Here is a 26,851-nt window from a genome sequence, read left to right as displayed (position 1 = left end):
TCATGGACACACCACACACTTCCCTCCAGCGCCGCTCGCTGCTCGCCGCCGCTGCGGGAGCTGTCGCCCTCACCCACCCGCTGTCGGTGCTGGCCCAAGGCGCCGAAGAGATCGTGATCGGCGGCTCGATCCCGCTCACCGGTGTGTTCGCGTTTGCGGGCGTGGGCATCAACGCGGGCATGGGCGACTACGTGAAGATGCTCAACGACGCGGGCGGCATCAAGGGCCGCAAGGTCAAGTACGTGCCCGAAGACACGGGCTACAAGGTCGATGTGTCGGTGGCTGCGTTCAAGAAGATCACCAGCCAGAACAAGGTCAACCTGTACTACGGCGACTCCACAGGCTTCTCCAAAACCATCAACCCCGAGCTGGACCGCAACGGCAACATCCTGATGGCGGGCGCATCGTTTGCCACCGAACTCAACGACCCCAAGAAGTACCCCAACCAGTTCCTCGTGGGGCCCGACTACACCGAGATGTTCGGCATTCTGCTCAAGCACATCGCCAAGGAAAAGCCTGGCGCTAAGGTGGCCTTCGTGTACTCCGACTCCGAATTCGGCCGCGACCCCATTGAGTCCAGCGAAGCCATGGCCAAGCAGCTGGGCCTCTCGGTGCCTATCAAGATCATGACGCCCGCCGGCAGCGTGGACGTGTCCACCGAGGTCATCAAGCTGCGCCGCGCAGCGCCCGACTACACCATCTTCCACGGCTACATCCTCGCGCCCATCCCCGAGTTCATCACCCAGGGCAAGCAGCAGGGCATGACCAGCAAATGGATGGGCACCTTCTGGACCATGGACAGCTCCACCGTGATGAAGATGGGCGAGGCCGCCGACGGCTTCATGGGTGTGATGCCCTACCGCTACTACTACGACACCGAAAAGGCGCCCATGCTGGAGAAGATCCGTGCCCTGCGCCCCGAGTACCAGAGCACGGCCTACATCCAGGGCTTCCTGGCGGCGATGCTGTTCACCGAAGCCGCCAAGCGCACGCTGGATGCGGGCAAGCCACTCGACGGCAAGAACCTCAAGGCGGCGCTCAACTCCATCAAGGACTTCGACACGGGTGGCCTGATTGGTGTGCCGATCACCATCAGCGGCAACTCCATCCCCGTGGGTCGCGTGTACCGCGCGGACATGAAGGCGCAAAAAATGGTGGCCGCCTCCGACTGGATCAAACTCTGACCTTGTCTGCGCCATGACCCAGCCAACCCCGGCCCACGTCCTCGAAGTCAACAACATCGAGGTCATCTACAACAAGGTGGTGCAGGCCCTGCGCGGCCTGTCGCTGGCCGTGCCACGGGGGCAGATCGTGGCACTGCTGGGCAGCAACGGGGCGGGCAAGAGCACCACGCTCAAGGCCATCTCGGGCCTGCTGGCGCTGGAGGATGGTGTGGTCGAAAGTGGCAGCATCCACTTCAACGGCCAGCCCACGGCCGCCGTGGCCCCGCAGCAGCTGGTGCGCAACGGCCTGAGCCATGTGATGGAAGGCCGCCGCGTGTTTGAAGACCTCACGGTCGAAGAGAACCTGGTGGCCGCCACCTATGCGCTCACGGGGCGCAAGGATGCGACGCCGGACTTCGACTTGGTCTACAGCTACTTTCCGCGCCTGCACGAGCGGCGCAAGGGTCTTGCAGGTTATCTGTCGGGCGGCGAGCAGCAGATGCTGGCCATTGGCCGCGCACTCATCGCGCAGCCCCAGCTCATCCTGCTCGACGAACCCTCGCTGGGCTTGTCTCCCAAGCTCGTCGAAGACATCTTCACCATCATCGCGCGCATCAACGCCGAGCGTGGCACCAGCATGCTGCTGGTGGAGCAGAACGCCACCGTGGCACTGGCCGTGGCGCACCGGGGCTACATCATGGAGAACGGCAAGATCGTGATCGACGGCACGGCCGAACGCTTGGCCAACGACCCCGATGTGCGCGAGTTCTACCTGGGCATGGGCGGTGGCGGCGAGGCCAAGAGCTTCAAAGAGATCAAGCACTACAAGCGCCGCAAAAGATGGCTGTCATGACGCTCCCCGACCTCACCCTGCCCCAGATGCTGCGCGAGCGCGCGCGCACCGACGCTCAGCGCATCGCCATCCGGCAAAAGGACTTCGGCATCTGGAAGCCCTTCACCTGGGCGCAGTACCACCAGCGCGCCAGCCACTTCGGCCTGGGGCTGCGGGCACTGGGCCTGCCTGCAGGTGGGCATGTGGGCGTGATCTCCGAGAACCGCATCGAATGGGTGCTGGCCCAGATGGGCGCGGGCCTGGTGGGCGCGGTGACCGTGGGTGTGTACCCCACCAGCCCCACCAACGAGGTGTCCTATGTGGTGGGCCATGCCGACATCGAAATCATGGTCTGCGAGGACCAGGAGCAGACCGACAAGCTGCTGGCCGCGCTGCCCGAGCTGCCGCGCCTGAAAAAGATCGTGGTCATGGAGACCAAGGGCCTGCGCAGCTTTGCGCCCGAGGTGCGGCAGTTCATCACCACGTTTGACGAGGTAGAAAAACTCGGCGCGGCATCGGACCAGCAGGCGGTCATCAACGACGCCCTCGCGCGCCAGACACTCGACGACGTAGGCCTGATGATCTACACCTCGGGCTCCACCGGCAAGCCCAAGGGCGCGATGATTTCGTACCGCAACATCCGGGGCGTGGTGCCCGGCATCGTGGACCGGCTGGAGCTGTCGCAAGGCACCACGCACCTGTCGTACCTGCCGCTGTGCCACGTGGCCGAGCAAATGCTGACCAGCTTTGTGCCCATGTACATCGGCTCGCAGGTGAACTTTGGCGAATCCATCCGCACCGTGCAGGAAGACCTGCGCGAAGTCGCACCCACCATGTTCCTCGGCGTGCCGCGCATCTGGGAAAAGCTGCACGCCGCCATCCACATCAAGCTGCAGGAAACCGGCGGCCTGCGCCGCGCGCTGTTCCACAAGGCCTACAACGTCTGCAAGCCGTTGGCCGACAAGCCGCGCAGTGCCTGGAGCGCTACCGACAAGCTCACCTTTGCCGCCAGCTATTGGCTCGTCTTCCGCGCGCTGCAGAACTTCATCGGCCTGCGCAATGCCCATGTGGCCCTCACGGGCGCCGCACCCATTCCGCCCGACGTGGTGCGCTTCTTCCGGGTGTTGGGCGTGCCGCTCATCGAGGTGTATGGCCTGACCGAATCGACCGGCATGGTCACGGGCCACCGTCTGGACCATGTGGTGGTGGGCACCGTGGGCGTGCCCACGCTGGGCGTGGAGCACCGCATTGCCGACAACGGCGAACTGCAGCTCAAAGGCGACATGGTGTTTGCGGGCTACTACAAGAACCCCGAGGCCACGGCCAGCAGCATCGTGGGCGGCTGGCTGCACACCGGCGACGTGGTGCGCGAAGAGCAAGGCCAGATCAAGATCGTGGACCGCCTCAAAGACATCATGATCACGGCCGGCGGCAAGAACCTCACGCCGTCCGAAATCGAGAACACGATGAAGGGCAGCCCCTTCATCAAGGAATGCATCATCGTGGCCGAGGCGCGCAAGTTTGTGGGCGCGCTGGTGATGATCGACTACGAGACGGTGGGCAAGTGGGCCGAGGCGCGGCGCATACCGTTCACGCACTACCGCTCGCTGGTGGAGCACCCCGAGGTGCGCGGCCTCATCGACGCCGAAATCAACCAGGGCAACCAGCGCCTCGCGCAGGTCTCGCAGATCCGCAAGTTCCACCTGCTCACCAAGGAGCTGGACCACGACGACGGCGAGGTGACCGCGACGATGAAGGTGCGCCGATCCAGTATCTACAAGACCTATGCGGCCGAGATCGAGGCGCTGTACCAATAGCCCTGGGCTTAGCGCATTGGGACCTATTCACTATCAAAACAGGAGCTGATAGCGCAATATCTACTAGCGCTTGAAGCGGATTGGACATGAAAAATACCGCCACAGACCCTGCAGCAGCCACTACCGCACCGTCCGCGCCCACCCCACAGCCACCCCTGCTGCTGGAGCGCAACGGCGCCATCGCCACGCTGCGCTTCAACCGGCCCGAGGCACTCAACGCCATCGACGTGCCCATGGCCAACGCCTTCCTCGCCACCGTGCAGTCCATCGCTGCCGACCCCGGTGTACGCGCCGTGGTGCTGTGTGGCAACGGCCGGGGCTTCATGGCCGGGGGCGACCTGGCCACGCTGCGCGCCGACCCAGTGCAGGGCGCCATCGACATCCTCACGTCGCTGAACCAGGCCCTGCTGCTGCTCGCGCAGATGAACGCGCCGGTCATCGCCCAGGTGCACGGCGCGGCCGCCGGTGCGGGCCTGAGCCTGGTGCTGATGGCCGACTACGTGATCGCCGCCGAAGGCACGCGCTTCAACCTGGCCTACATCAATTTGGGCACCAGCTGCGACGTGGGTGCCTCGTGGGCGCTGCCACGCATCGTGGGCGTGCGCCAGGCGCTGGAGATTGCGTTGCTGGGCGAGGCCTTCACAGCCGACGACGCGCTGCGCCTGGGCCTCGTCAACCGCGTGGTGCCCGCTGCTGAACTGGACAGCGCCACCGCCGCCCTCGCCCAGCGCCTGGCCAATGGTCCGACGCTGGCCTACGGCGCCATGAAGCGCCTGATGCGCGCGTCGATGGACCACACCCTGCCCGAGCAGCTGGCCGCTGAAAAAGACGCCTTTGTGCACTGTGCGGGCACCGAGGACTTCCGTGCAGGGGTGGAAGCGTTTCACCAGCGCCAGAGCCCGCAGTTTGGGGGGCGCTAGTCCGACACCCCGTCCTTTTCTCATTCCCCGTTGCGCCACGGCCGTCCTGCGCAGGCATTGGTCCCGATTCCAGAACACTCCGTTTGACAAGCCCGGGTTTTTCCCGGCGCTCCGGCCGTCTACAGTGTGTGCAGTGCAGCCCGCTGGGTGCGCGAAAGACACATCCCCATGATCACCGTCCGCCCCTCCTCCGAACGGGGCCGGTCCTCCACCGGCTGGCTGCACAGCGCCCACAGCTTTTCATTTGGCGACTACTTTGACCTGCGCCACCAGGGCCATGGCAACCTGCTGGTACTCAACGACGACACCGTGGCGCCTGGCAAAGGCTTTGGCACGCACGGGCACCGCGACATGGAGATCGTGAGCTATGTGCTCGAAGGCGCCCTCGCCCACCAGGACAACCTGCACGAAAGCACTGGCCAACAACCTGGCGGCCCAGCGGCCCCGGGGGCGCCAGGGGCTGATTCGGCGGAAGCCCCCAGCGGTATCCTGCATCCGGGCGATGTGCAGCGCATGAGCGCCGGTTGGGGCGTGCGGCACAGCGAGTTCAATGCGCTACCCAACCAGCCCACCCACTTCCTGCAGATCTGGATCAAGCCCCTGTTCACAGGCATCCGCCCCAGCTACGCGCAAAAACACTTCCCGCCCGCAGACCGCCGGGGCCGCCTCGTTCGCATAGCTTCTCGCAAGGGTGAGGACGGCTCGGTCAGCATGAATGCCGATGCCTCCATCTGGGCGGGCTTTCTAGACGGCAGCGAAACCGCCACGAAAGTGCTGAACCCTGAACGCCTGGCCTATGTGCACGTGGCGCGGGGCGCGCTGCAGGTCAACGGCATCACACTGTCTGGTGGCGATGGCGCCCTGCTGGACGGCGAGAACACGCTGACCCTGCACGATGGCCACCACGCTGAGGTGCTGGTGTTTGACTTGGCGCGGCGTTGAGACGCCTGAAGCCCCACCCCAGCGCGCGGAACTGCCCCCATGACCCCCGACAACGCCTTCCTTCACCTGCCCGAGCTGCAAGGCCGGCTGACCCCTGCCCATGCCTCGGGCCTGCGCCTCACCGACGAGGTGCTGGCCGAATGGGACGCCCAGGCGCGTTGCCAGGGCCTGCCCGCCCACTGGCGCCTGCCGGACATTGAGGTCGAGCAATCCCGCCGCGAGGTGCTTTCCACCATCACCGCGCAGCGGCAGGATCTGTGGGTGTTTGCCTATGGCTCGCTGATGTGGAACCCAGGCTTTCACTTTGACGAAGTGCGCCGCGCCCGCCTGCCCGGCTTTGCACGCCGCTTTGCGCTGAGTACCTCCATCGGCCGGGGCACACCCGATTGCCCAGGCCTGGTGCTGACCTTGCAGCGCATGGGAACCGCGGAGCCGCAGGACCCCGCCACCTCCCAGGACTGCGAGGGCCTGGCATTCCGCATCCCGCCCTCGCTGGTGGACGCAGAATCCCGCATGTTGTGGCGGCGCGAAATGATCACCGGCGCCTACTGCCCGCAGCTGCTGCCCCTGCCAACGCCCCAGGGTGAGGTGCAGGCGCTGGTGCTGGTGGCCAACACGGGCCACCCCCATTACCGGGGCGACCTGACCCTGCAGGCCACGGCCGCCACCATTGCCACCGCCTGCGGGCGCATTGGCAGCAACCGGGACTATCTGGAGCAGCTGGTGCAGCAGTGCGAGGTGCTGGGCATTGAAGATGCCTATGTGCGTGAGCTGGCGGCGTTGGTGGACGCTGCCTGCAGCAGCGACCGCTGAAGCCACAGTGGCCCGGCGGGCCACGATGTCAGAACGGCGCCGATTCCGGGTCGGTATCGACGGGCACTTCGCGGGGACCAGTCACCACCCCACCCCCAGCCACTTTACGCGCCGGGGCTGAGGGTGCTGCTGCAGCCATCGGTGGCTGTGATGCCGCTGGAGCAGCTTCAGCCCTGTCGCTGGCCACTGCCTGCGCTGCACCCGCCACCCCACTCTCCGACTCCCCTCCCAACGCCTCGATCAGGTCCGGGATCAGCTTGACCAGCTCGCCCGTGGCAATCGCCACGTCGGTGTCAAAGCCGCCATCGTCCGCCTTGGTGCCTTCAAACACCGTGTCCAGGAACGACACTTTCTTGATCTGCAAGCCCTCGGTGAGCATGAAGCTCACACGGTCGTCCCAGGTGAGGGCGAGTTTGGTGGGCAGCTTGCCGGCGTCGATGTGGGCCTGCACCTCTTCGATGTCGAGCGGGTGGCGGGCGTAGCGCACCACGGCTTTTTCTTCGTTGGCGCTTTTCAGCTCGCACTCACGGTCTACCGTGAAGCCCACGGGCGGCTCCTGCTCCTTGAGCCAGTGGGCCATGGCCGCCTGGGGGCTGGTCTGGGTGTCGAGCAGCGATACCGACAGGCCGGGCAGCGATTCGACCAGCAGGGTCACCACTTCGTCGGCGCGGCCCTGGCTGGACGTGTCCAGCACCAAGAGGCGCGAGGCCGTGTCGATCCAGATCCACATCGAGCCCTGCTTGGTGAAGGCCATGGGCAGCAGGTCGAGCTTGGCTTCGTCTTTGAGCTCCTTGCTTTCCTTCTTGCCGGGCTTGCGGCCGGTTTCCTTTTCGATGCGTTCGGCCTTTTCCTTGACCTTGCGCGCCAGCACGCTGCCGGGCAGCACCTTGGTCTCGACCATGAAGCGCAGGATCCACTGCCCGCCCACCGATTCGACCAGGGGGCCGTGTTGCTCACCCCGGGGGGGCACCCAGCCCAGCGACTTCTCCTGCGTAGCGCCACATTCCTGGAAAGGGGCCTTGGCCAGCGCTTCTTCCACTTGCGTCAACTCGACCTGCCATTGCGGAGCAATGCGGTACACGATCATGTTCTTGAACACGGAAAACCTTTGGTTGGGGTCGCTGCGAACAACGACACGGACACAGAACCCGCCATTGTCGGCGGTCGCCACCCCGGCGCCGGGCAGCCGGGGCACGGACAGCCCTTGGGGGACTGAAAACGCTACACAATCAATAGCAAACAGGGCATATGGCACCAGCGCATCGCCCGCTATTTGCTCCAAATGATTCTGGAGGATGCTTTGCAAGCGTTCGCCGCAACTTTACACAGCCTCACCCAACGCGCACGGTGGCGATACGTGGGCGGCGGACACTGGACTCCAATCGCTGAAACGGTCGTTGCAGCGAGCTCACCACCGTGAAAGGACTCTCACCATGGCCTCCCGTTTCTCCCCCCGCATTTCCCACCGTCTCGCCGCCACCGCCCTGCTCGCCGCCATGGCGTTGCCCGTGCTGGCACAGCAACCCCCTGCCGCGCCTGCGGCATCGCCCGCAGCCCCCACCAAGGCCGCCGAGGGCCGCCACGAACGCCACCATGGCGACATGGCACAGCGCCATGCCAAGCGGCTGGCAGACCTGAAAGCCCAGCTCAAGCTGACCCCCGCCCAGGAACCCGCCTGGACCACGTTCACCACCGCCATGCAACCCGGCGAACGCCCCGCACGCCTGGATCTCCAGGACATGGACAAGCTGACCACCCCCGAACGTATCGACCGCATGCGCGCCCTGCGCGCCCAGCATGCCGCCGAAGCCGACCGCCGTGGAGAGGCCACCAAGGCCTTCTACGCCACGCTGACGCCCGAGCAGCAAAAAACCTTTGATGCCCAGGCCCACCGGGGCCGCCCCATGGATGGCATGCGGGGCGGCGATGGCCGCCACGGGCACGGTGGCATGCGCGGGGGCGAAGGCCGTCCGGCACCCGCTCCGGCCAAGTAAGGGCGCCCCACCAGACCATCTGCGGCCTGGTTGCCCCAGAGCCTGCCCACCGTGGGCCGCAAAGTCCCACCCGACAGGCTCTTACCCCCCACCGCTCACCCGGCGCTCTGCAAAGAACGCCGGGTTTTTTGTCATGGCAGCCTGACAGCCCCCCTGGCCAGGGCTCAGACCCGCCCGCCCGCACCACCACGCACCTGTGGATAACCTTGGGCACATTTCTGGCACAACCAGGCAGTTATCCACACAAAAAGCCGTCGCCCGAAAGTTGTTGTCAGTGAGCCCCGCACTTTGCGCGCGCCGCCCCACAAGCTTTTCGGCGACGCAAGTGCGCGCCAGCATTGAAGAAAAAGCCCTTGTCCACACAAACAGGCCTGCTCTACTACTACTGCTATTTATATATAAAGCTATTAAAGAATAACCAGAACCCCAACCCCGGCGCCCAGATCACCCCTTCTGACGCGTCCCAGGCGGGCGCGGGAATCCCTGCGAGCAATGGCCCCGCAACACAGCCAGGGCGGCGACGGCCCAGCCCAGCCAGTCAGACGCTGGAGGGCGCTGGCGTATCCGCAAGGGTTCGTCGGAGGAAAGGACAGGCATCTCTTGCCTGACGGGGAGAACGGGTGGCCAGGAGGCCCTAGAAGGCCTCCTGGAACCTATCCACGGCCTTCACGGGGCGGACATGGGCTAGGCGGCAGCACCCTGCAACCCCTGGCCGCACAGGGAGCCATGCGTCCCCTATCCGTTGAATTGCTATAAATACATGAGCAAAAGAGGTATGTAGTACCGGCACTATTGACTCATTTGACCCAGATTTCTGTCATCTGCGCGCCCGGTGCGTAAAACTGGGGATAGTTTTGGCACAACCAGGGGTTTATCCACAGAAAGGCGCGATGCGCCGCTGTTGTCCCCGCATGTGAGACAACGGGAGCAGGGCCCGGTGCACAGGGTTGGCGGCAGGCTAAGTGCGCGCCAGCGCAGACAAAAATGCAGTTGTCCACACACAAGGCCGCCCTCTACTACTACGACTATGTATTTATAAAAGAAATAAGAAGAAGACAGAGAACAAGCGAGGGGTCGCAGCGGCCGAGGTGGGCGGATGGGCTGACCAGTGCGCCTCACCTCCCTTTCGCGTCGCCTGAACCGTCTGCTCAAGGGTCAGAAAGGTGTGGAGAGGCCGCGAGGGGAGGCAGGCGAAAAAAACAGGCCGGAGCCTGTGATGCGATGACAGAAGGCTGAAGGCCCTCAAAAAAGGCCGCCACCCTTCCTTGCCCCCGCCCTAAACCTTCCCTATTCCTGCGAAGTGCGCAGGAAGGCGTCCAGAACGTCCACAGACAGCGCTCGGCTGAAGAGGTAGCCCTGGTAGAGCTGGCAGCCTGCGCGGGCCAGCAGCGCGCATTGCTCGGGGGTTTCCACCCCTTCCGCGATGACTTCCAGCCCCAGGCTGCGCGACAGGCCGATGATGGTGTCCACAATCGCGGCGTCGTTGGGGTCGGTCAGCAGGTCGCGCACAAAGCTCTGGTCGATCTTGAGCTGGTCGAGCGGCATGCGCTTCAGGTAGCTCAGGCTGGAATACCCCGTGCCAAAGTCGTCCAGCGAGAAGCCCACGCCGTACGACCGCAGCGCGGTCATGGTGGCGATGGTGGTCTCCATGTCTTCCACCAGCAGGCTTTCGGTCAGCTCCAGCTTGAGCTGGGCCGATGGCGCACCAGTGATGGCCAGCACGCGGGCCACGTCGTCCACAAAACTGGCATGGCGGAACTGGCGCGAACTCACGTTGACGGCCATGGTCAGGTGCGACAGCGCGGGGTCGTTGTGCCAGTCGGCCAGCAGCTTGCAGGCGGTGTGCAGCACCCAGCGGCCCAGCGGCAGGATGAGGCCCGTTTCTTCGGCCAGCGGGATGAACTGGGCCGGCGACACCATGCCCCGCTGCGGGTGGGCCCAGCGCACCAGCGCCTCCACGCCCACGCAGCGGCCGGACTGGTGGATCTGCGGCTGAAAGTGAAGCAGGAATTCCTCTTGCACCAGTGCCGAGCGCAGGTCGGCCTCCAGCCCGGCGCGTGCCGTCACCACGGCCTGCATGTCGGGGTCGAAAAAGCGCAGCGTGTTGCGCCCGGCTGTCTTGGCCTGGTACATGGCCAGGTCGGCCTGCTTGAGCAGCTCGCCCACCGTGGCGCGCTCCCCCGTGAAGGGCGCAATGCCAATGCTGGGCGTGCTGCGGTACTGGTAGCCCTGCAGCGCGTAGGGCACGGCCAGCATGGCCAGGATCTTTTCGCCCACGCCCCGGGCATGCAGCGCCAGCTCGTGCGGTTTGGGGCTGAGTTCTTCCAGCATGACCACGAACTCGTCACCGCCCAGCCGGGCCACCGTGTCCACGCTGCGCACGCAGGTGTTCAGGCGCTGCGCCACCTGTTGCAGCAGCAGGTCGCCCTGGTCGTGGCCCAGGGTGTCGTTCAGGGTCTTGAAGTTGTCGAGGTCGATGAACAGCAGCGCCCCGCCCTGCTGGCGCCGCTGCGCGGTGGCCAGCGCCTGGTGCATGCGGTCCATCAGCAGCATGCGGTTGGGCAGGCCGGTGAGTGCGTCATAGAACGCCAGGCGCTGGATCTCGCGCTCACTGGCCTTGCGCTGGCGGATGTCGGTGTTGATCGCCAGGATGGACTGCGGCTGGCCGTCGTCGCCCCGCACCAGCGTCCAGCGGCCCTCCACCTCGATGGTGCTGCCGTCGCGGTGGTGCTGCACGATCTCGCCGGTCCACTCGCCCTGCTCCAGCACCGCCTGTGTGGCGTGGCGGAAGTGCGTGGGGTCTTCGTACAGCAGCGTCTCGATGGACTGGCCCAGCGCCTGCAGCTGCGACCAGCCATACAGGCGCTCGGCGCTCTTGTTCCAGTAGATGATGCGGTGCTCCAGGTCGCGCACCAGGATGGCGTCCTGGGCCTTGTCCAGTAGCGAGGCCTGGTGGCGGATGCGGGCGTCAGCCAGCTGCCGTTCGATCTCGGCCGAGGCCCGCGAGGCAAAGATCTGCAGCGTGGAGGTGATGAAGTCTGTGTCGGCAATTGCCTGGCGGAACAGCACGAACACGATGCCCACCACCTCGCCATCGGCATTGCACAGTTGCTGGCCTACATAGGCCTGAGCACCTACGTACCGCAGCATGGGGGCTTCGGGGTAGAGCTGCTGCACCTTGTCGGTCACCACATGGGTGCGCTGGGACATCAACAACAGGCTGGGCGTGCCCGCCAGGTCGTATTCGTCGTGGGGCAGCATCTGGCCGTCGAGCACGGCGGCCAGCGTGACCACCCGGGGGGTCTGGCCCTGCGACTGTGGCAACAGGCGCACCACACAGCCCCCCTGGGCGTCCAGGGCATCGGCCATGTTGCGCACCAGCTGCACAAAGAACTCGGTGCCCGTGCTGGCCGACACCGCGGCCGCCACCTTGAGTACCGAGGCCTGCAGCCGCTGCTGCGCCTTGTGCGCGCGCAGGCTGGTGATGCCGAAGGCCAGGTCGCTCGACAGCTCTTGCAGCAGTGCTGCTTCTTCGGGACTGATCTGGAGCACGTCGGGCGCGTACAGGTACAGCAGGCCAAAGCTGCGCTCTGGCGTGTGGCCGCGCGCATGTTCGCGCAAGGGCAGGCAGATCACGCCGTGAAAGCCATGCTCCAGCATGCGCTCGGTCCAGTCGGCAAAGTTGCCTTCGGTGCGGATGTCCTGCACGATCACCGGTTGGCCGGTGCGCACCGCGATGCCTGCCGGGCCCTGGCCGTAGGGGTCGTCGGCAGACCAGCTCAGGTGCAGGTTTTCCAGGTAGTTGTGGTTGTAGCCTGCATGGGCCACGGGCCGGATGGATCGGCGCTCATCGTCCAGCGCCAGTCCCACCCAGCCCATGCGATAGCCGCCGATGTCTACCGCGATCCGGCAGATGGCCTGCAGCAGCGCGGTTTCGGACGTGGCGCGCACCAGGGTTTCGTTGCACGCGCTCAGGAGGCGCTGGGCACGGCCCATGCGCGCCAGCTCGCGCTCGGTGCGCAGGCGTTCGGTCACGTCCGTGGCCAGCACCTGGCGGGCCGGGCGCCCGTTGAAGCTGATGCTGCCTGCCGTGATCTCGACATCCATGAAGCTGCCGTCCTTCTTGACATGGCGGCTCACGACCGGCGCGTTGCGCTGGTCCATCGGGATCGAGCGGATGCTGGCTTCAATGTTCTGGCGCCGCTCAGCGGGCCACAGGTCCGTCATGGACAGGGTCAGCAGCTCGGCCTCGGTGTAGCCGTAGTCGCGTTCCATCGACCGGTTCACGGCCTGCAGTCGCAGGGTTTCACAGTCGTACACCCACATGGGGTGCGGGTGTTCGTCAAACAGCATGCGGTACTGCTGCTCGGACGCATGCAGCTGCCCCGCCACGTGCCGCAACTGCACCATGGCCCCCAGCGACTCGGTGAGGATCTCCAGGTGCGCCACATCGCGACGCGAAAACGCATTGACCTTGTCGGAGGTGACCTTGAGCGACCCGACGATGGCATCGCCACTGCGCAGCGGCACCGCCATCACCGACCGCACGCCGTGGCGGTGGGGCATCGAAGCCATGTCCCAGCCTTCGGCTTCGGTGTCGTTGCACACCACGGTCTGGCCCTTGCTGAGTGCGGGCCACAGCAGGCTCTCGTCCACTGCCAGCAGGTTGCCCACGGGCCGCACATGGTCACCGGCCGAGGCCTGCGCCACCAGCTGGCGGCCTTGCAACAGCTCCACCATGGCACCGCGGGCCTCCGTCTGGCGCAGCACCGTGCTGGCTACCAATTGCAGCACTTCGGGCAGCGGCATGTCCAGCGACGAGATGCGCTGCTGCACCTGCAGCAGCTCGGCATGGTTCTGCGCGTCGCGCTGGGCATCCAGGTCGGCCAGCTTTTGGGCGCTGATGTCGGTCATGCCGCCCACCATGCGCACCGCCTTGCCTTGCAGGTCGCGGATCAGAAAGCCCCGGTCCATCACCCAGGCGTAGCTGCCGTCCTGGCGGCGAAAACGGTATTCGTCCGACCAGTGGTTGGCGGTGCCGTCGATGGCAGCATGGATGCCTGCGAGCGCTGCTTCGCTGTCGTCGGGGTGCAGCCGCAGGGTCCACGAAGTGCTGTCGGGCGGCAATTGGTCCAGGGGCACGCCGAACAGGGTTTGCATGCCCTCGTTCCACCACATGGCATCGGTGTGCAGGTTCCAGTCCCACACCGCGTCGGCCGTGGCGCGCGACACCAGGTGAAAGCGCTCTTCGCTTTCACGGCGGGCCTGCCAGGCCTGGTGCTGGGCCGAGATGTCCTGGAACGCACCCTGCACCCGCACGATGCGGCCCTCGCTGTTGCGCACGGCCTGGCCGGTGGTGCGCACCCAGAAATGTTGCGCACCCGGCGTGACGAGCTCGGCCTCCACGTCAAACGGCGTGCCGTGGCGGATGCAGTTGGCAAATGCCGTCTGCATCGCCTCCCGGTAGGGCGGCAGGTACAGCGCCAGGATCTGCCCTACCGAACCCATGCGGCTGGCGATGCCGAAGGCGGTGGCAATCTCCTGCGACCAGTTCAGCTGCAGGCTGGGCAGCTCCACGATCCAGCCGCCGATGCGGGCCATCTGCCCGGCCACGCGCAGGGTCTCGCTCTGGGCCAGCAGCTCGGCATGCATCTGGTCGCGCTGCTGCACCAGGTCGGCCAGCACCTGCTTCTGGCGGCGCAGCTCCAGCTGCACCATCGCCTGCTCGGCCAGTATGCGCAGACCCTCCAGCTGCTCGGCCTCGATGTGCCGGGGAATGGAGTCCAGCACCGCCAAGGTGCCCAGCGCCTGCCCCTCGGGGGTGACCAGCGGCACACAGGCGTAAAAGCGCACATGGGGGTCCTGCGTGACCAGCGGGTTGTGGGCAAAAACGGGGTGCTTGTGCGTGTCGTTGACCACCATGGGCTCGCGGCTGCCACTCAGTGCATGTGCGCAGAACGCAATCGCGCGCTCGGTCTCCTTGAACGGCACGCCCACGGCGGCCTTGAACCACTGCCGGTCGCGGTCTACGAAGTTGACCACCGCCATCGGGCACTGGCACACGCGCGCTGCCAGCGTGGCCAACTGGTCAAAGCTGTCTTCTGCAGGTGTGTCGAGGATCGCGTAAGACTGCAGTGCCTGGAGCCGTGCGGCTTCTGCGGTGGCTTGCGCTGGCGGCATGGTCAATCCACCGTGGCGTCGCTGCGCGCGCAGCGGCCCAGCCTGGTCAGTGCGACCAGGCCATGGGTGACGGGGCGGAGTAGCGTCGGCAAAGCAATCGGGCAGTAAGTAGTGGGAGCGCAACGGCCAGCCGCCCCCAGACATGGGTCCACAGGGCCGCAGCTGCTGTGGCGGAAGCCACCAATGCTACACCGCACAGGCCCTGGTTGCGGGTCTGCTTGCCTGGGGGTTTGCCCCAAAAGAGACCGGGCTCTGCGCTAGCGCAGAGCCTCGGGCGAACTTCGCTCGGCGTGGGGTGGATCAGGCCTTCTGGCGGCGTGCGCGCACCGCAGCGGCCAGCCCTTCGAGCACCGGCACGGTCTGCGCCAGGCTGATGCACGCATCCGTTACGGACACACCATGTGCCAGCGGCTGGCCGGGCACGATGTCCTGGCGGCCTTCCTGCAGGTGGCTTTCGATCATCAGACCGGTGATGCGTGCGTCGCCAGCGGCAATCTGCTGGGCCACCTCGTCGGCCACCGTGATCTGGCGCTGGTGCTGCTTGCTGCTGTTGGCGTGGCTCACGTCGATCATCACCTGCTCGCGCAGGCCGGCCGCCTGGAGCAGTGCACAGGCCGCATCCACATCGGCCTGGCGATAGTTGGGCTGCTTGCCGCCCCGCAGGATCACATGGCAGTCCTGGTTGCCCCGGGTCTCGAAGATCGCGGCCTGGCCCATCTTGGTCATGCCCATGAACGCGTGCGAGGCCTGGGCTGCCTGGATCGCGTCGCTTGCGACCTTGATGCCACCGTCGGTGCCGTTCTTGAAGCCCACGGGGCACGACAGGCCGCTGGCCAGTTGCCGGTGGCTCTGGCTCTCGGTGGTGCGTGCGCCAATCGCGCCCCAGCTCACCAGGTCGCTGATGAACTGCGGGCTCAGCAGGTCAAGAAACTCCGTGCCCACCGGCAGACCAGTGGCCAGCACATCCAGCAGCAGCTTGCGCGCCAGCTCCAGCCCTTCGTTGATGGCGAAGCTGCCATCCAGGTGCGGGTCGTTGATGTAGCCCTTCCAGCCCACGGTGGTGCGGGGCTTTTCAAAATACACCCGCATCACGATGAGCAGGTCGTCCTGCAGCGCGTCGGCCTGTTGCTTGAGCTGGCGCGCATATTCCATCGCCTGGCCATGGTCGTGGATGGAGCACGGCCCCACCACCACCACGAGCCGGTCGTCCTGCCCGTGCAGCACGCGCGAGATGGCGGCGCGGCTGGATTCGACCAGCGCCTGCGCGGCCTCAGAGGCGGGCAGCCATTCCTGCAGCAGTGCGGGGGTGATCAGGGGTCGCACAGCCTTGATGCGCGTGTCATCAATGCGTGTGGTGTCGTGGGTGGAGATGGGGGTGGCAGAGCGGTGTGCGTGGGTCATGGTGGCCCCGATTGTCGCGCGGCCGTCTCCGTCCATCGGCGCTACGGTGCGGTCACACCGCTGGGAACTGGCGCGGCCCAGGCCAGAGACGCAGAGCAAGGGCCGCCCCACAGCTAGTGCGTCGTCCGCTCTCGGGGGAAGGCGAGCAGCGCATCAGGGGGTCCTCAAGGTCTCCGAAACGCAGCGTTCTGCCGCGCCCAGTGGCGTGACTGTAGGTGGTCCATGCGGACCGTTCCGCCGGTGGACGGTGCGTGCACAAAGCGCCCTTCGCCCACGTAGATGCCCGCATGGCTGGGCTGGCGGCCGGTGCCAAACACCACCAGGTCACCGGCACGCAGTTCACCGCCGTCGATGGGGTAGCCCCAGGTGTTGAGTTGCGCCACCGTGCGTGGCGGCGGAGTACCCACCTGGTTGCGGTACACGAAGCCGATCAGGCCACTGCAATCAAAACCCGAGTCCGGAGTGTTGCCGCCGTAGCGGTACGGCGTACCCACCAGGCCCAGTGCGTGGATGGCGATGTCGTGCGCCTGCTCGGCCGTCAGGGGCGGCGTGGTCCGCGTGGAGGCCGAGGGCGGTAAGGTGGTGGACGGAGGCCGCGAGGTGCCGCAGCCGGCCAGCGCCAGCAGTACAACGGTGCAGGCCATGCAGGGCAGACGGTGAAAAACGCGCATGGGCCGAAGGGTAACGGATGAGACCTGGTGTGTGCGATGGACACCGTTCCTGCCTTGGGGATATTGGTCAAAAAGGCTGGAAGTGCTGATCCGTAAAGCGCTTCCAGCTATCTTTTTTACAAGACAGTCACCGTCAGGCTGCCACCGCAGCCAGGGTGCCCTGGCGCCGCACCAGCAGCCGGTTGGCGACGCTCACGATGGCCTGCACCGAGGCCGTCACGATGTTGTGGCTGGAGCCCGCGCCGAAGGTGGAACCGGTCACGCCTTCCATCGCCGCCTCCACGATGGCCAGCGCCTGGGCGTTGGCGCCCGTGCCGGTGGCGCGTTCCTCGTAGTGATCCACCCGCAGCGGCAGACCCAGCGCGTCCACCGTGGCGGCAATCGGCCCGTTGCCCTGGCCGCGCAAATGCTGGCGCGTGCCGTCGATGGTCACGTCCAGCTCGATGCCCTGTCCGTCTTCATCGAGCTTGTGCCCGTGACAGGTGATGGCCGCCGGAGCCTGGGCGCGCAGGTAGGTCGTCTGGAACAGCTCCCACAGCGCCTCGCCGCTCATCTCGCCTTCGCTCGCGTCTGTCTGGCGCTGCACCACGGCGCTGAACTCCACTTGCATGCGCCGGGGCATCACCACGCCGTGCTCACGCTCCAGCAAGAAGGCGATGCCGCCCTTGCCCGACTGGCTGTTCACGCGGATCACGCTGTCGTACGTGCGGCCCAGGTCCGCCGGGTCGATGGGAAGGTACGGCACTTCCCACAAGGCATGAGGGTCCTGCGCGGCAAAGCCCTTCTTGATCGCGTCCTGGTGCGAGCCCGAGAACGCGGTGAACACCAGGTCACCCGCATACGGATGGCGTGGGTGCACCGGCAGCGAGGTGCATTCCTCGGCAATGCGCGCGACCGAGGTGATGTCCGAGAAATCGAGGTTCGGGTGCACGCCCTGCGTGTACATGTTGAGCGCCAAGGTCACTATGTCCACATTGCCACAGCGCTCGCCGTTGCCGAAGAGACAGCCTTCCACGCGGTCGGCACCGGCCATCATCGCCAGCTCGGCCGCCGCCACGCCCGTGCCCCGGTCGTTGTGCGGGTGCACCGAGAGCACGATGTGCTCGCGGGGGCTGAGGTGCCGGTCCATCCATTCGATCTGGTCGGCAAACACGTTGGGCGTGGCGTTCTCCACCGTGGTGGGCAGGTTGATGATGATGGGGCGGCCGGGGCCTGCGCCCCAGGTGGCGATGGCTGTCTGGCAGGCCTTGAGGGACACGCTGAGTTCGGTGGCGCTGAAGGTCTCGGGCGAGTACTGCAAGGTCCACTGCGTTGCAGGCTGTGCGTCGGTGAGCTGTTTGAGGTAGCCCACATGGTGCGCGATGAGCTGCATCACCTGCGTCACGTTCATGCCGAACACGATGCGCCGCCAGGCGGGCGCGGTGGCGTTGTACAGGTGCACGATGGCGCGCGGCGCGCCTTGCACGGCCTCTACGGTGCGCGCAATGAGGTCTTCGCGCGACTGGGTCATGACCATGATGGTCACGTCGTCAGGGATGAGGTTCTCGTCGATGAGGCGGCGCACGAAGTCGAAGTCGGTCTGCGACGCGGCCGGAAAGCCGACCTCGATCTCCTTGAAGCCGATGCGCACCAGCTCGTGAAAGAGCTTCATCTTGCGCTCGCCGTTCATCGGCTCGAACAACGCCTGGTTGCCGTCGCGCAGGTCGGTGGAGAGCCACACGGGCGCGCGGGTGATGCTGCGGGTGGGCCACTGGCGGTCGGTCAATGCGACCGGGGCAATGGGCTGGTACTTGGTGGCGGGCTTGGCAATCATGAGAAATGGCTCCACGAACGGTGTGCAGTGCGCGCAATGGGTGTTGGCGCACTGCCGGTCAACAACGAATGAAAAACAAAACGTGTGACATCCCCTGCAGCCCTTTGCATGGTGCAAAGGCTGGTTCGCGGGCCGGGGTCAGGGGGAGATCAGGTGTCGCGCTGAGCGGATCAGGCAACGGTGGCGAACGCAGGCAGACCCCGGCCAGGCACTAGTAGGCCTAGGGATAGGGTGGATAGGAGCATGCTGCGTTGCATAGGGAGCCAAAGATAGCACAGGCCTGCTGCAGCGCGCAACCATTGACATGAAATCGGCCTATGGCGCCTGTTGTATATGCCCTATTAGCTATCAAAAACGTAGCTATTGAGACTGGTAGCATGGAGATCCTGTGTGCCCTTGCCAGTGGCGGGTGGCACGATTGGCCCCGATTTTGGAGACCCCATGTCCTACCTGTTGCTCATCATGGAACCCCACGGCCAGCGTGCCGAGCGGGGGCTTGCGGGGGGGCAGGAGGCCTACGCCCGCATGCAACGTTTTGGCGCCAGTCTGCAGGCCCGGGGCCTGCTGCGCGCGAGCGAATCGCTGGCCTCGACCGAGCAGGCCGTGCGGCTGCAGGTGCGCGAAGGCGAGACCCGTCTGACGGACGGCCCGTTTGCCGAAACCAAGGAGATGGTGGGCGGCTTCTTCCTCATCGACTGCGCCACGCGCGACGAGGCCCTTGCCATCGCCCGCGAATGTCCGGCCGCCGAGTGGGCTACGGTGGAGGTGCGCGAACTGGCGCCTTGCTACGACGGCGCGGTGGACTGAATCAAGCCGACGCGCGCGCCTGCAGCGCCAGGAACTGCGGCGCTGGCATGGGGCGCGCAAACACATAGCCCTGCAGTACATCGCAACCCTGCAGCACCAGATAGTCTGCCTGCTCCTGCGTCTCCACCCCCTCGGCGGTCACCTGCAGCCCCAGGCCGTGCGCCAGCGCCACGATGGCGGTGACGATGGTACGGCTGTGTTCCTGCCCCGGCAGGTCCTTGACGAAGCTGCGGTCGATCTTCAGGCGCCGCATGGGCAGTTGGCGCAGGTACGAGAGCGAGGAGTAGCCCGTGCCAAAGTCATCGATGGCCAGGTGAATGCCCAGCTGGCTCAGGCGGTGCAGCGTGTGTGCTCCGGCTTCCATGTTCTCCATCAGCACGGTTTCGGTCAGCTCGATTTCAAGCTGGTGCGCTGGCAGGCCTTCTTCGCGCAGGATGTCCATCACCCGTTCCAGAAACTGTGGGTCGCCCAGTTGCCGTGCCGAGATGTTCACCGCTACGCGCAGCGGCTTGCCCGCCTTCCACTGCGCTGCGTCGCGGCAGGCGGTGCGCAAAACCCAGTAGCCCAGCTGAGCGATGAGGCCGCAATCTTCGGCCACCGTCACGGCTTCGAGCGGCGACACAGAGCCCAGCTCTGCATGCGTCCACCGCAGCAGGGCCTCGGCCCCCACCAGCGACTGGTCGCCCGCTGCAAACAGCGGCTGGTAGTGCAGAGCCAGCCCGGTGCCATGCTCCAGCTCGCCGCGCAGTGCCTGCTCAATGGCGTGGCGCCGCACCACGGCCAGGTTCATCGATGCGTCAAAACGCACGCAGCGGTTCTTGCCCATCTCCTTGGCGCGGTACATGGCGGTGTCCGCGTTGCTCACCAGCGCGTCCATGTCTGATGCGTCGTCCGGAAAGGTCGCTATGCCCGCACTGCAGGTCACGTTCACCTGCTGGCCGACTTCGGTGTAGGCGGCCTGGAAGACGTTGACGATGCGCTGTGCGTATTTCTCCAGCCCCGCTTCATCCATGTCCAGCCGCAGGATGAGTGCAAATTCGTCACCTCCCAGGCGCGAGATGCTGTCGGTGCTGCGCACCACGGACTGCAGGCGGCGGGCCACCTGGCGCAGCAGGCCGTCCCCCGCCGCGTGGCCGAAGGTGTCGTTGAGCGTCTTGAAGTTGTCGAGGTCGATATACACCAGGGCCACCCGCTGGCGCGTGCTGCGTGCTCTTTCCAGCTCCGCCGCGAGCCGCTCGTTGAACGCATGGCGGTTGCCCGTGCCGGTGACGGCGTCGGTGTGGGCGAGGGTGTGCAGGCGGTCTTCGGCCTCCCGCACGGCGGCGCGGCTGCGCAGCACCATGGCGACGGCCAGGGCCATGACGCAGGCCGCAATCAGCAGGGCGCTCCCAAACCGCAGGGCCAGCCGCGTGTACAGCGCATCCATGGACTTGCGGATGTACAGCGTGCCCCAGCCTTTCGCCGAGACCTCGATGGGTCGGGCGATCTCCAGCATGCGCCAGTCGGAGCGCTCCGCCGCTCCATTCAGGCCCACGGCCTGCAGGGAGGTCGGGAAGCCCGGGTCGGGATCGCGTGCATAGTGGGCAAACAGCACGCCATCTTCGTCATACACCGTTGCGCTGATCACCATCGACGAAGACCGCAGTGCACCGAGCATTTCATTGGTCGCCGTGTTGTCGCGGAACATCACGGCAGCGGAGATGTTGTCCGCGACGATGGCTGCCTCCACCCGGCTGTCCTGCAGCATGGAGGCGCGGGAGCTCCAGTAGTCCACAGCGGTCAGGGCCAGCACCACCGTCAGCAGTGCCAACCCTGCCGCCAGGATGCCGGTCATGACCAGCCTGGATGACAGCACAGTGTGCGTACCCTGGGGCGCCGGTTCAGCGGGACTGGAGGTGGTGTGGTGCAGGGTCATCGGACTCCCTTGGCAAGCCGCATCAGTCGGGAGCTGATGGTGAGCCCCGCCTTGCTGGCCGCGTCGGGGCTGATTCCAAACACCACACGACCCTCCTGCTGGGTCAGCGCGATGACGATCTCCGGGCTGGCGACGGTGACCTCGTCGGAGACGGTGAGCACCCCGTGCGACGCAGGCAGGGTACGCAGTGTCCGCAGCACGGGCTCGATCTCGGTGTTCTGGACTACCAGCACACGGCAGGCCCGGATGGCTCCTGTGTCCAGCAGACGCACGCGCACGGTACGCCCCTTGGCGGCCTGTTTACCGTCCAGCGCATTCAGTGAGCGCTTGAGCGGACTGAAGGCTGACACGCACACCGTCACCTCATTGCCTGGGGTGCCTTCGTTGTCCGGCCATTCGATGAACTGGATGAAGTTGAAGACATACGCCGCCTTCAGGTCCTGCTCTGCGACGGTTTCGGTGGCGTGGGCCACGTGGGCTCCCGCGCTGCACACCATACACAGCCAGATCACCAGCAGGGTATGCAGACGCGAGGTAGTGGCCATGGCTCAGAACGCGTAGGTCAACTTGACGCGGTAGGTGCGCCCATCCTGTCGGATCGAGTCGTCACGTATCTCGAACGAGGCGGGGTCAGCGTGCCGGCGATTGAACAGGTTGTACACCCCCACCGACACATCCACATCGGCGATGCGTGTGGAATAGGTCACGTGGGTGAGCACATGACCAGGCAGGCGGGTGTTGAGCAGCGTGTTGCGCGGGCCGATGCCAATGGCCTCAATGGCGTAGCGGCCCGGGTTCCAGCCCCAGCCCGCGGGCGTGCGCAACACGTCGGACCACTGTGCCTTGAGCAGATGCCGGGGAGAGTTGGTCAGCGCTCCGTCCGTTGACGAGTCTCGCGCCCTTTGCCATCCATAGGCCAAGCGCAGGCGCCGACCGCCTGCCCAACGCTGTTCTGCTTCTGCCTCCAGGCCATGCACCTTGACCCTGCGGGTGTTGTTGAAGGTGAGCCGGTCTGAATGCCCTAGGCTGTCCAGCGAGATCAGGTCGCTGACACTGGACCGGAAGGCCGTCAGCAGCAGGCGCGTGGCCCCGGAGGGCGCATGCTCCAGTGCCAGCTCGGAGGTTCGTATGCGCTCCGAGCGCAGGTCGGTGGTATCCACCACGCCCCCTGGCAGGTTCACGCGGTAGTCGCGCTCGTACGCATTCGGGGGGCGATAAGCCGTGCCGTGCAGCAGCTTGAGCGCGGTGGCGGTGCTCCACCAGTACACCAGTCCCAGGCGGGGGTTGAAGCTGCCCGCGCTGCCCGATTGCTGGCCCCAGCGCAGGCCGGTGTGCAGCGTGAGGTCGGGGCGCAGCGCGAACTCGTCCTGCATGTAGACGCCCACTACGTCACCCTTGCGGCGCGCATCCAGGTACTGTGCCGGCGGGTCCAGGTCGTCATTGCGTTGGGCGATGCGGGTGTCGCGCCGGTAGTCCAGCCCCCAGGACAGCTTGTGGCGCGCGATGGCCGTGCTCACCCATTGCCACTCGGTGCCCCACCACTGGCCGGTGCCGACATCGCGGTTGACCGTGACCGGTGGATAGTCGTACACGTAGTCACCCACATACTGGTAGCGGCCTGCGTGCAGGCGGCCCGTGAAGACCAGTGACGGCAGCAACTGCGTGGTGTATTCGGCCGCCAGGCGTGAGCTGGTGTCAATGTACCGGGAGCGCGGGTCGTTGAACACTTGCGAGAACGCGCCCGTGGGCACGCCCTTGGTGCGTTCGCCATGGGCCAGTGTCAGCGTCAGTCCCTCGTGCCGCATGCGCGCAAACAACTGGGTGCTGCGGTCAAAGTCCATGTGGTGCGCCACGCCTCCGTTGCTGGACGGGCTATCGAACGCGGGGTAGTACAGGTCCGCTCCGCGCGCGGAGGACCGCGTCGCTGCTATCAGCCAGTCGCGCCCCTGTGCATCGACGGTGCCCAGAGAAAAGCGCAACTTGGCGCTGCCATGGCTGCCCGCTTCGGCGCTTACCTGCGCTCCCGCCAGCTGGCGTCCGTCGCGCGTGATGACGTTGATGACGCCAAAAAACGCATTGGCTCCGTACACCGCCGACCCCGGTCCGGGCACAAACTCCACCCGCTCCACCAGGTCCAGGTCGATGGGAAAGTCCGTGCCGATGCTCGCCTGGTCGTACACGTTGTCGTTGAAGCGCACGCCGTTGACCAGCAGCAGCACTCGGGTGTTGTAGTCGCCCGGCGTGGCAAAACCCCGCGTGCCCAGGTAGTGGTAGCTGCGGTCGTACGACACATACAGCCCGCGCATGCTGGCCAGCACGTCGGCCAGCGTGCGGTAGCCAAACAGCTGAATGTCGTCGGCCGTGACCACGCTCACAGCAGCGGGCGCCTCCAGGGCTGTCTGCACGTATCGGCTGGCCGTGGTCACCTGCATCTGCATGAGTTGCTCAAGCGGCAGGTCAGCGATGTCTTCCTGCGCGTGGGCGCCGGCCGTCCAGGCCAGCAATAGGGCCAGGACCAGCTGACGTGGAAGCTGCGGTGGATGTTTCGATCCTCGTTTCATGGGTAGGACACCGGGGGGGTGGGCGCACGTCCGCGCAGTTCGAGGAATCTGTCTTTACAAACTACTAACAAATTGTATCGGGCGCACGGCACGCATCACAGGGCTGTAGCCCGGATATCTCTGTGGCTGCGGGGCTCATGGATCAGTGTTAACCCTGACTGGAAGCCCTGCGTGTCGAAATGGGCGAGGCCCGTTCGTCGTAGGTGTGAAGCGAGCGCGACCCGGCAGGTTCGCAGGGTCCGTTGTTTTGTTGTCCACACCACCCGGAGAGTCACCATGCGTTTCATGATCATCGTCAAGGCCACCACCGAATCCGAACAGGGCTGCATGCCGACCGCCGCCCTGATGACCGAGATGGCCCGCTACCACGAGGAGCTGGCCCGTGCCGGTGTGCTGCTCGACGGCAGTGGCCTGCAGGCCTCGTCGAAGGGCTGGCGCGTGCGCTACGGCGGCGATGGCCGCACCGTCACCGACGGCCCGTTCGCCGAGACCAAGGAACTCATCGCCGGCTACACGCTGATCCAGGTACGCAGCCGCGATGAGGCGCTGGAATGGACACGCCGCTTTCCCAATCCGCGTGGCGAGGGCCTGGAGGCCGAGATCGAAGTGCGCCAGCTCTATGAGATGGAGGACTTTGCAGGCGTGGATGGCGTCGAGCAGTTTCGCGACCTCGAAGCCCTGCGCGGCTGATTCCCTGCGTAAAGGACATCCCCATGATCAAGACCATCGCCCTCGTGCTGCTGGCGGCCCTGGCGCTGCTGCTGGCGTTTGCCGCCACCCGCCCCGACACCTTCCGCGTGGAGCGCAGCCGCGTGATTGCGGCACCGCCCGAGCGGGTGTATGGGCTCATCCACGACCTGCGCCAGTTCAACACCTGGAACCCTTACGAGCGCAAGGACCCGGCCCTGCAAGGCCAGTACAGCGCCACCACCAGCGGCCCCGGCGCACGCTACGCCTGGCAGAGCGACAAGGTGGGCGTGGGCAGCATGGAGATCGTCGAGGCCACCCCCCTTCGGCGCGTGGCCATGAAGCTCGACTTTGTGAAGCCCTTTGAAGCACACAACCAGGTTGCTTTCACGCTGCAACCCGAGGGTGCGGGTGCCACCCGCGTCACCTGGACCATGCACGGCCCCGTGCCCTACCTGGCCAAGATCGCCCACCTGCTGTTCAACATGGACCGCATGGTGGGGCAGGACTTTGAAGACGGCCTGGCCAACCTGCACGCCGTGGCGCAGAAGCCCGCGACTTGAACCCTTCCCCCTTTGCCAAACCCCCTGTTTCCCATTACCGTCCGTACCCTTCAGGAGCCCGTCATGCACCAACAAATCTTCGTGAATCTGCCCATCGAGAACATGGCCCGCGCGCAGGCATTCTTCCGCGCGCTGGGTTATGAGTTCAACCCCCAGTTCACCAACGACCAGGGCGCCTGCCTGGTGGTGGGTGAGAACCTGTTCGTGATGCTGCTCGTCAAGAGCTTCTACCAAACCTTCACCGACAAGGCGATTGCCGACGCGCGCACCACGTCGGAGGTGCTGGTGTGTTTCTCGTGCAGCAGTCGCGACGAAGTCGATGCGCTGGTGGACAAGGCCGTGGCCGCAGGCGGCACCACCCCGCGCCCGGCGCAAGACCTGGGCTTCATGTACTCGCGCAGCTTCGACGACCTGGACGGCCACAGCTGGGAGTTTGTGCATATGCAGGACGCCAGCAAGGCCTTGGGCTAAGAAGGTGTGAACGAATCCGCCCTGCCCGACCGCGATGCCCTGCACCGCAGCATCGACTCGGTGTGGCGCATCGAGGCCGCGCGCATCATCGCCTGCGTGGCGCGCATGACGCGCGACGTGGGCCGGGCCGAAGAGCTGGCGCAAGATGCACTGGTGGCCGCGCTGGAGCACTGGCCCACCACCGGCCTGCCCGCCAACCCCGCCGCCTGGCTCATGACCACCGCCAAGCGCCGTGCCATCGACCACCTGCGCCAGCAGGCGCTGCACCAGCGCGAGCACGAGGCCCTAGGCCACGACCTCGAAGCGCTCGAGGCGCAGTACGCGCCCGATGTGGTGGACACCCTCATGCACGCCGAGCAGGACGATATCGGTGACGACCTGCTGCGCCTCATCTTCACCGCCTGCCACCCCGTGCTGCCCACCGAGGCGCGTGTGGCCCTCACCTTGCGGCTGCTGGGCGGCCTCACCACGGCCGAGATCGCACGCGCCTTTCTGGTGCCCGAGCCCACCGTGGCCCAGCGTATCGTGCGCGCCAAGCGCAGCCTCACGGCCGCGCAGGTGCCGTTTGAAGTGCCCGGCGCGGCCGAGCGCGCGCCGCGCCTGGCCTCGGTGCTGGAGGTGATCTACCTGGTCTTCAACGAAGGCTATGCCGCCACGGCGGGCGACGACTGGATGCGCCCCGCGCTGTGTGGCGAGGCCCAGCGTCTGGTGCGGGTGCTGGCCAGCCTGGCGCCCGACGAGCCCGAGGTGCAAGGCCTGGTGGCATTGCTCGAAATCCAGGCCTCGCGCCTGCCCGCGCGCACCGATGCGCAGGGCCAGCCCGTGCTGCTCATGGACCAGGATCGCGCGCGCTGGGACCACCTGCTGGTGCGCCGGGGCCTGGCGGCCCTGGACAAGGCCGAACAGCTGGCACGCGCTGGCCACGCCTGGGGGCCGTATGCGCTGCAGGGCGCCATCGCCGCCTGCCACGCACGCGCCCGGCAGGCCGAAGACACCGACTGGCCCCACATCGTGGCGCTGTACGACGCACTGCTGCAGGTGGCGCCCTCCCCCGTGGTGGCACTGAACCGCGCTGTGGCCGTGGGCATGGCCGAAGGGCCCGCAGCCGCGCTGGCGCTGGTCGATGCGCTGGCGGGTGACCCCCTGCTGCGCCACTACCACTGGCTGCCCAGCGTGCGCGGCGACCTGCTGGCCAAGCTGGGCCGGGGGGATGAAGCGCGTGCCGAATTCGAGCGCGCGGCCAGCCTCACCCGCAACGCGCAGGAAAAGGCGCTGCTGCTGGCCCGTGCCTGCGGCTGAAG

At 66.1% G+C, this 26,851-nt stretch carries 20 protein-coding genes; 12 read left to right on the top strand and 8 right to left on the bottom strand.

The genetic code is table 11. The features are described 5' to 3' along the window. Positions 1 to 2 precede the first annotated feature (2 nt). From C8C99_RS15180 to C8C99_RS15155, 6 genes are all read left to right on the top strand, one after another. Positions 3 to 1,184, top strand: a complete 1,182-nt coding sequence (locus C8C99_RS15180; RefSeq protein WP_108626181.1) for an ABC transporter substrate-binding protein — start codon at positions 3 to 5, stop codon at positions 1,182 to 1,184. A gap of 13 nt (positions 1,185 to 1,197) precedes the next feature. After that, a complete protein-coding gene (locus tag C8C99_RS15175) occupies positions 1,198 to 2,016 on the top strand; it encodes an ABC transporter ATP-binding protein (RefSeq protein ID WP_015011891.1) in 819 nt (272 codons plus the stop codon). Continuing rightward, positions 2,013 to 3,812 (top strand): long-chain fatty acid--CoA ligase, encoded by a 1,800-nt coding sequence (locus tag C8C99_RS15170; RefSeq protein WP_199226418.1) that lies wholly within the window; start codon positions 2,013 to 2,015, stop codon positions 3,810 to 3,812. Before C8C99_RS15175 ends, C8C99_RS15170 begins: the two co-directional genes overlap by 4 nt. An 86-nt stretch (positions 3,813 to 3,898) precedes the next feature. Next, a complete protein-coding gene (locus tag C8C99_RS15165; protein ID WP_233247236.1) occupies positions 3,899 to 4,732 on the top strand; it encodes an enoyl-CoA hydratase/isomerase family protein in 834 nt (277 codons plus the stop codon). A gap of 168 nt (positions 4,733 to 4,900) precedes the next feature. Next, the gene (locus tag C8C99_RS15160) at positions 4,901 to 5,674 is read left to right on the top strand and encodes a pirin family protein (RefSeq protein ID WP_108626179.1); all 774 of its coding nucleotides are present in this window, start codon (positions 4,901 to 4,903) and stop codon (positions 5,672 to 5,674) included. A 39-nt stretch (positions 5,675 to 5,713) separates the two neighbouring features. Then, positions 5,714 to 6,487, top strand: coding sequence for a gamma-glutamylcyclotransferase (locus tag C8C99_RS15155; RefSeq protein WP_108626178.1), 774 nt, complete (start codon positions 5,714 to 5,716; stop codon positions 6,485 to 6,487). A gap of 28 nt (positions 6,488 to 6,515) precedes the next feature. Here C8C99_RS15155 and C8C99_RS15150 read toward each other — a convergent pair whose 3' ends face one another. Further along, complete coding sequence (locus C8C99_RS15150; protein WP_056643567.1) at positions 6,516 to 7,586, bottom strand: recombination-associated protein RdgC; 1,071 nt, start codon at positions 7,584 to 7,586, stop codon at positions 6,516 to 6,518. A 334-nt stretch (positions 7,587 to 7,920) separates the two neighbouring features. Here C8C99_RS15150 and C8C99_RS15145 point away from each other — a divergent pair, with 334 nt between their 5' ends. Further along, complete coding sequence (locus C8C99_RS15145) at positions 7,921 to 8,481, top strand: Spy/CpxP family protein refolding chaperone (protein WP_108626177.1); 561 nt, start codon at positions 7,921 to 7,923, stop codon at positions 8,479 to 8,481. A 1,287-nt stretch (positions 8,482 to 9,768) separates the two neighbouring features. On the opposite strand, the gene C8C99_RS15140 is transcribed toward C8C99_RS15145, so the two are convergent. From C8C99_RS15140 to leuA, 4 genes are all read right to left on the bottom strand, one after another. Continuing rightward, positions 9,769 to 14,661, bottom strand: coding sequence for an EAL domain-containing protein (locus C8C99_RS15140; RefSeq protein ID WP_108626176.1), 4,893 nt, complete (start codon positions 14,659 to 14,661; stop codon positions 9,769 to 9,771). Between the two features lie 300 nt (positions 14,662 to 14,961). Next, on the bottom strand, positions 14,962 to 16,062 hold the full coding sequence (locus C8C99_RS15135; protein WP_108626175.1) for a 3-deoxy-7-phosphoheptulonate synthase: 1,101 nt from the start codon (positions 16,060 to 16,062) through the stop codon (positions 14,962 to 14,964). A gap of 164 nt (positions 16,063 to 16,226) precedes the next feature. Beyond that, positions 16,227 to 16,733 carry a C40 family peptidase gene (locus C8C99_RS15130; RefSeq protein WP_108626174.1) on the bottom strand — a complete coding sequence of 169 codons (507 nt, stop codon included), beginning with the start codon at positions 16,731 to 16,733 and terminating at the stop codon, positions 16,227 to 16,229. Between the two features lie 133 nt (positions 16,734 to 16,866). Then, positions 16,867 to 18,546 (bottom strand): 2-isopropylmalate synthase, encoded by a 1,680-nt coding sequence (leuA, locus tag C8C99_RS15125; RefSeq protein ID WP_108626173.1) that lies wholly within the window; start codon positions 18,544 to 18,546, stop codon positions 16,867 to 16,869. Positions 18,547 to 18,987: 441 nt separating this feature from the next. On the opposite strand from leuA, the gene C8C99_RS15120 reads away from it, so the two are divergent. Beyond that, on the top strand, positions 18,988 to 19,353 hold the full coding sequence (locus tag C8C99_RS15120) for a YciI family protein (protein WP_056643580.1): 366 nt from the start codon (positions 18,988 to 18,990) through the stop codon (positions 19,351 to 19,353). A 1-nt stretch (position 19,354) separates the two neighbouring features. Here the strand turns inward: C8C99_RS15120 and C8C99_RS15115 are convergent, their stop codons facing one another. The 3 genes from C8C99_RS15115 to C8C99_RS15105 are packed head-to-tail and all read right to left on the bottom strand — an operon-like array spanning position 19,355 to position 23,829. Beyond that, a complete protein-coding gene (locus C8C99_RS15115) occupies positions 19,355 to 21,268 on the bottom strand; it encodes a bifunctional diguanylate cyclase/phosphodiesterase (RefSeq protein WP_108626172.1) in 1,914 nt (637 codons plus the stop codon). Continuing rightward, a complete protein-coding gene (locus C8C99_RS15110) occupies positions 21,265 to 21,813 on the bottom strand; it encodes a YfiR family protein (protein WP_108626171.1) in 549 nt (182 codons plus the stop codon). Before C8C99_RS15110 ends, C8C99_RS15115 begins: the two co-directional genes overlap by 4 nt. A 3-nt stretch (positions 21,814 to 21,816) precedes the next feature. Then, positions 21,817 to 23,829, bottom strand: coding sequence for a TonB-dependent siderophore receptor (locus C8C99_RS15105; RefSeq protein WP_233247235.1), 2,013 nt, complete (start codon positions 23,827 to 23,829; stop codon positions 21,817 to 21,819). Between the two features lie 276 nt (positions 23,830 to 24,105). On the opposite strand from C8C99_RS15105, the gene C8C99_RS15100 reads away from it, so the two are divergent. From C8C99_RS15100 to C8C99_RS15085, 4 genes are all read left to right on the top strand, one after another. Further along, the gene (locus C8C99_RS15100) at positions 24,106 to 24,519 is read left to right on the top strand and encodes a YciI family protein (protein ID WP_108626170.1); all 414 of its coding nucleotides are present in this window, start codon (positions 24,106 to 24,108) and stop codon (positions 24,517 to 24,519) included. A gap of 23 nt (positions 24,520 to 24,542) precedes the next feature. Then, positions 24,543 to 25,079, top strand: coding sequence for an SRPBCC family protein (locus tag C8C99_RS15095; protein WP_108626169.1), 537 nt, complete (start codon positions 24,543 to 24,545; stop codon positions 25,077 to 25,079). Between the two features lie 63 nt (positions 25,080 to 25,142). After that, a complete protein-coding gene (locus C8C99_RS15090; protein ID WP_108626168.1) occupies positions 25,143 to 25,550 on the top strand; it encodes a VOC family protein in 408 nt (135 codons plus the stop codon). Positions 25,551 to 25,556: 6 nt separating this feature from the next. After that, entirely contained in the window at positions 25,557 to 26,849 is a 1,293-nt protein-coding gene (locus C8C99_RS15085) for an RNA polymerase sigma factor (RefSeq protein ID WP_199226416.1), read from the top strand. Positions 26,850 to 26,851: the final 2 nt, after the last annotated feature.

The sequence above is a fragment of the Acidovorax sp. 107 genome (assembly GCF_003058055.1).
Taxonomy (GTDB): Bacteria; Pseudomonadota; Gammaproteobacteria; order Burkholderiales; family Burkholderiaceae_C; genus Acidovorax.
The sequence above is the reverse complement of the archived record's forward strand: the minus strand, read 5'-3'. Positions and strand labels throughout refer to the sequence as shown.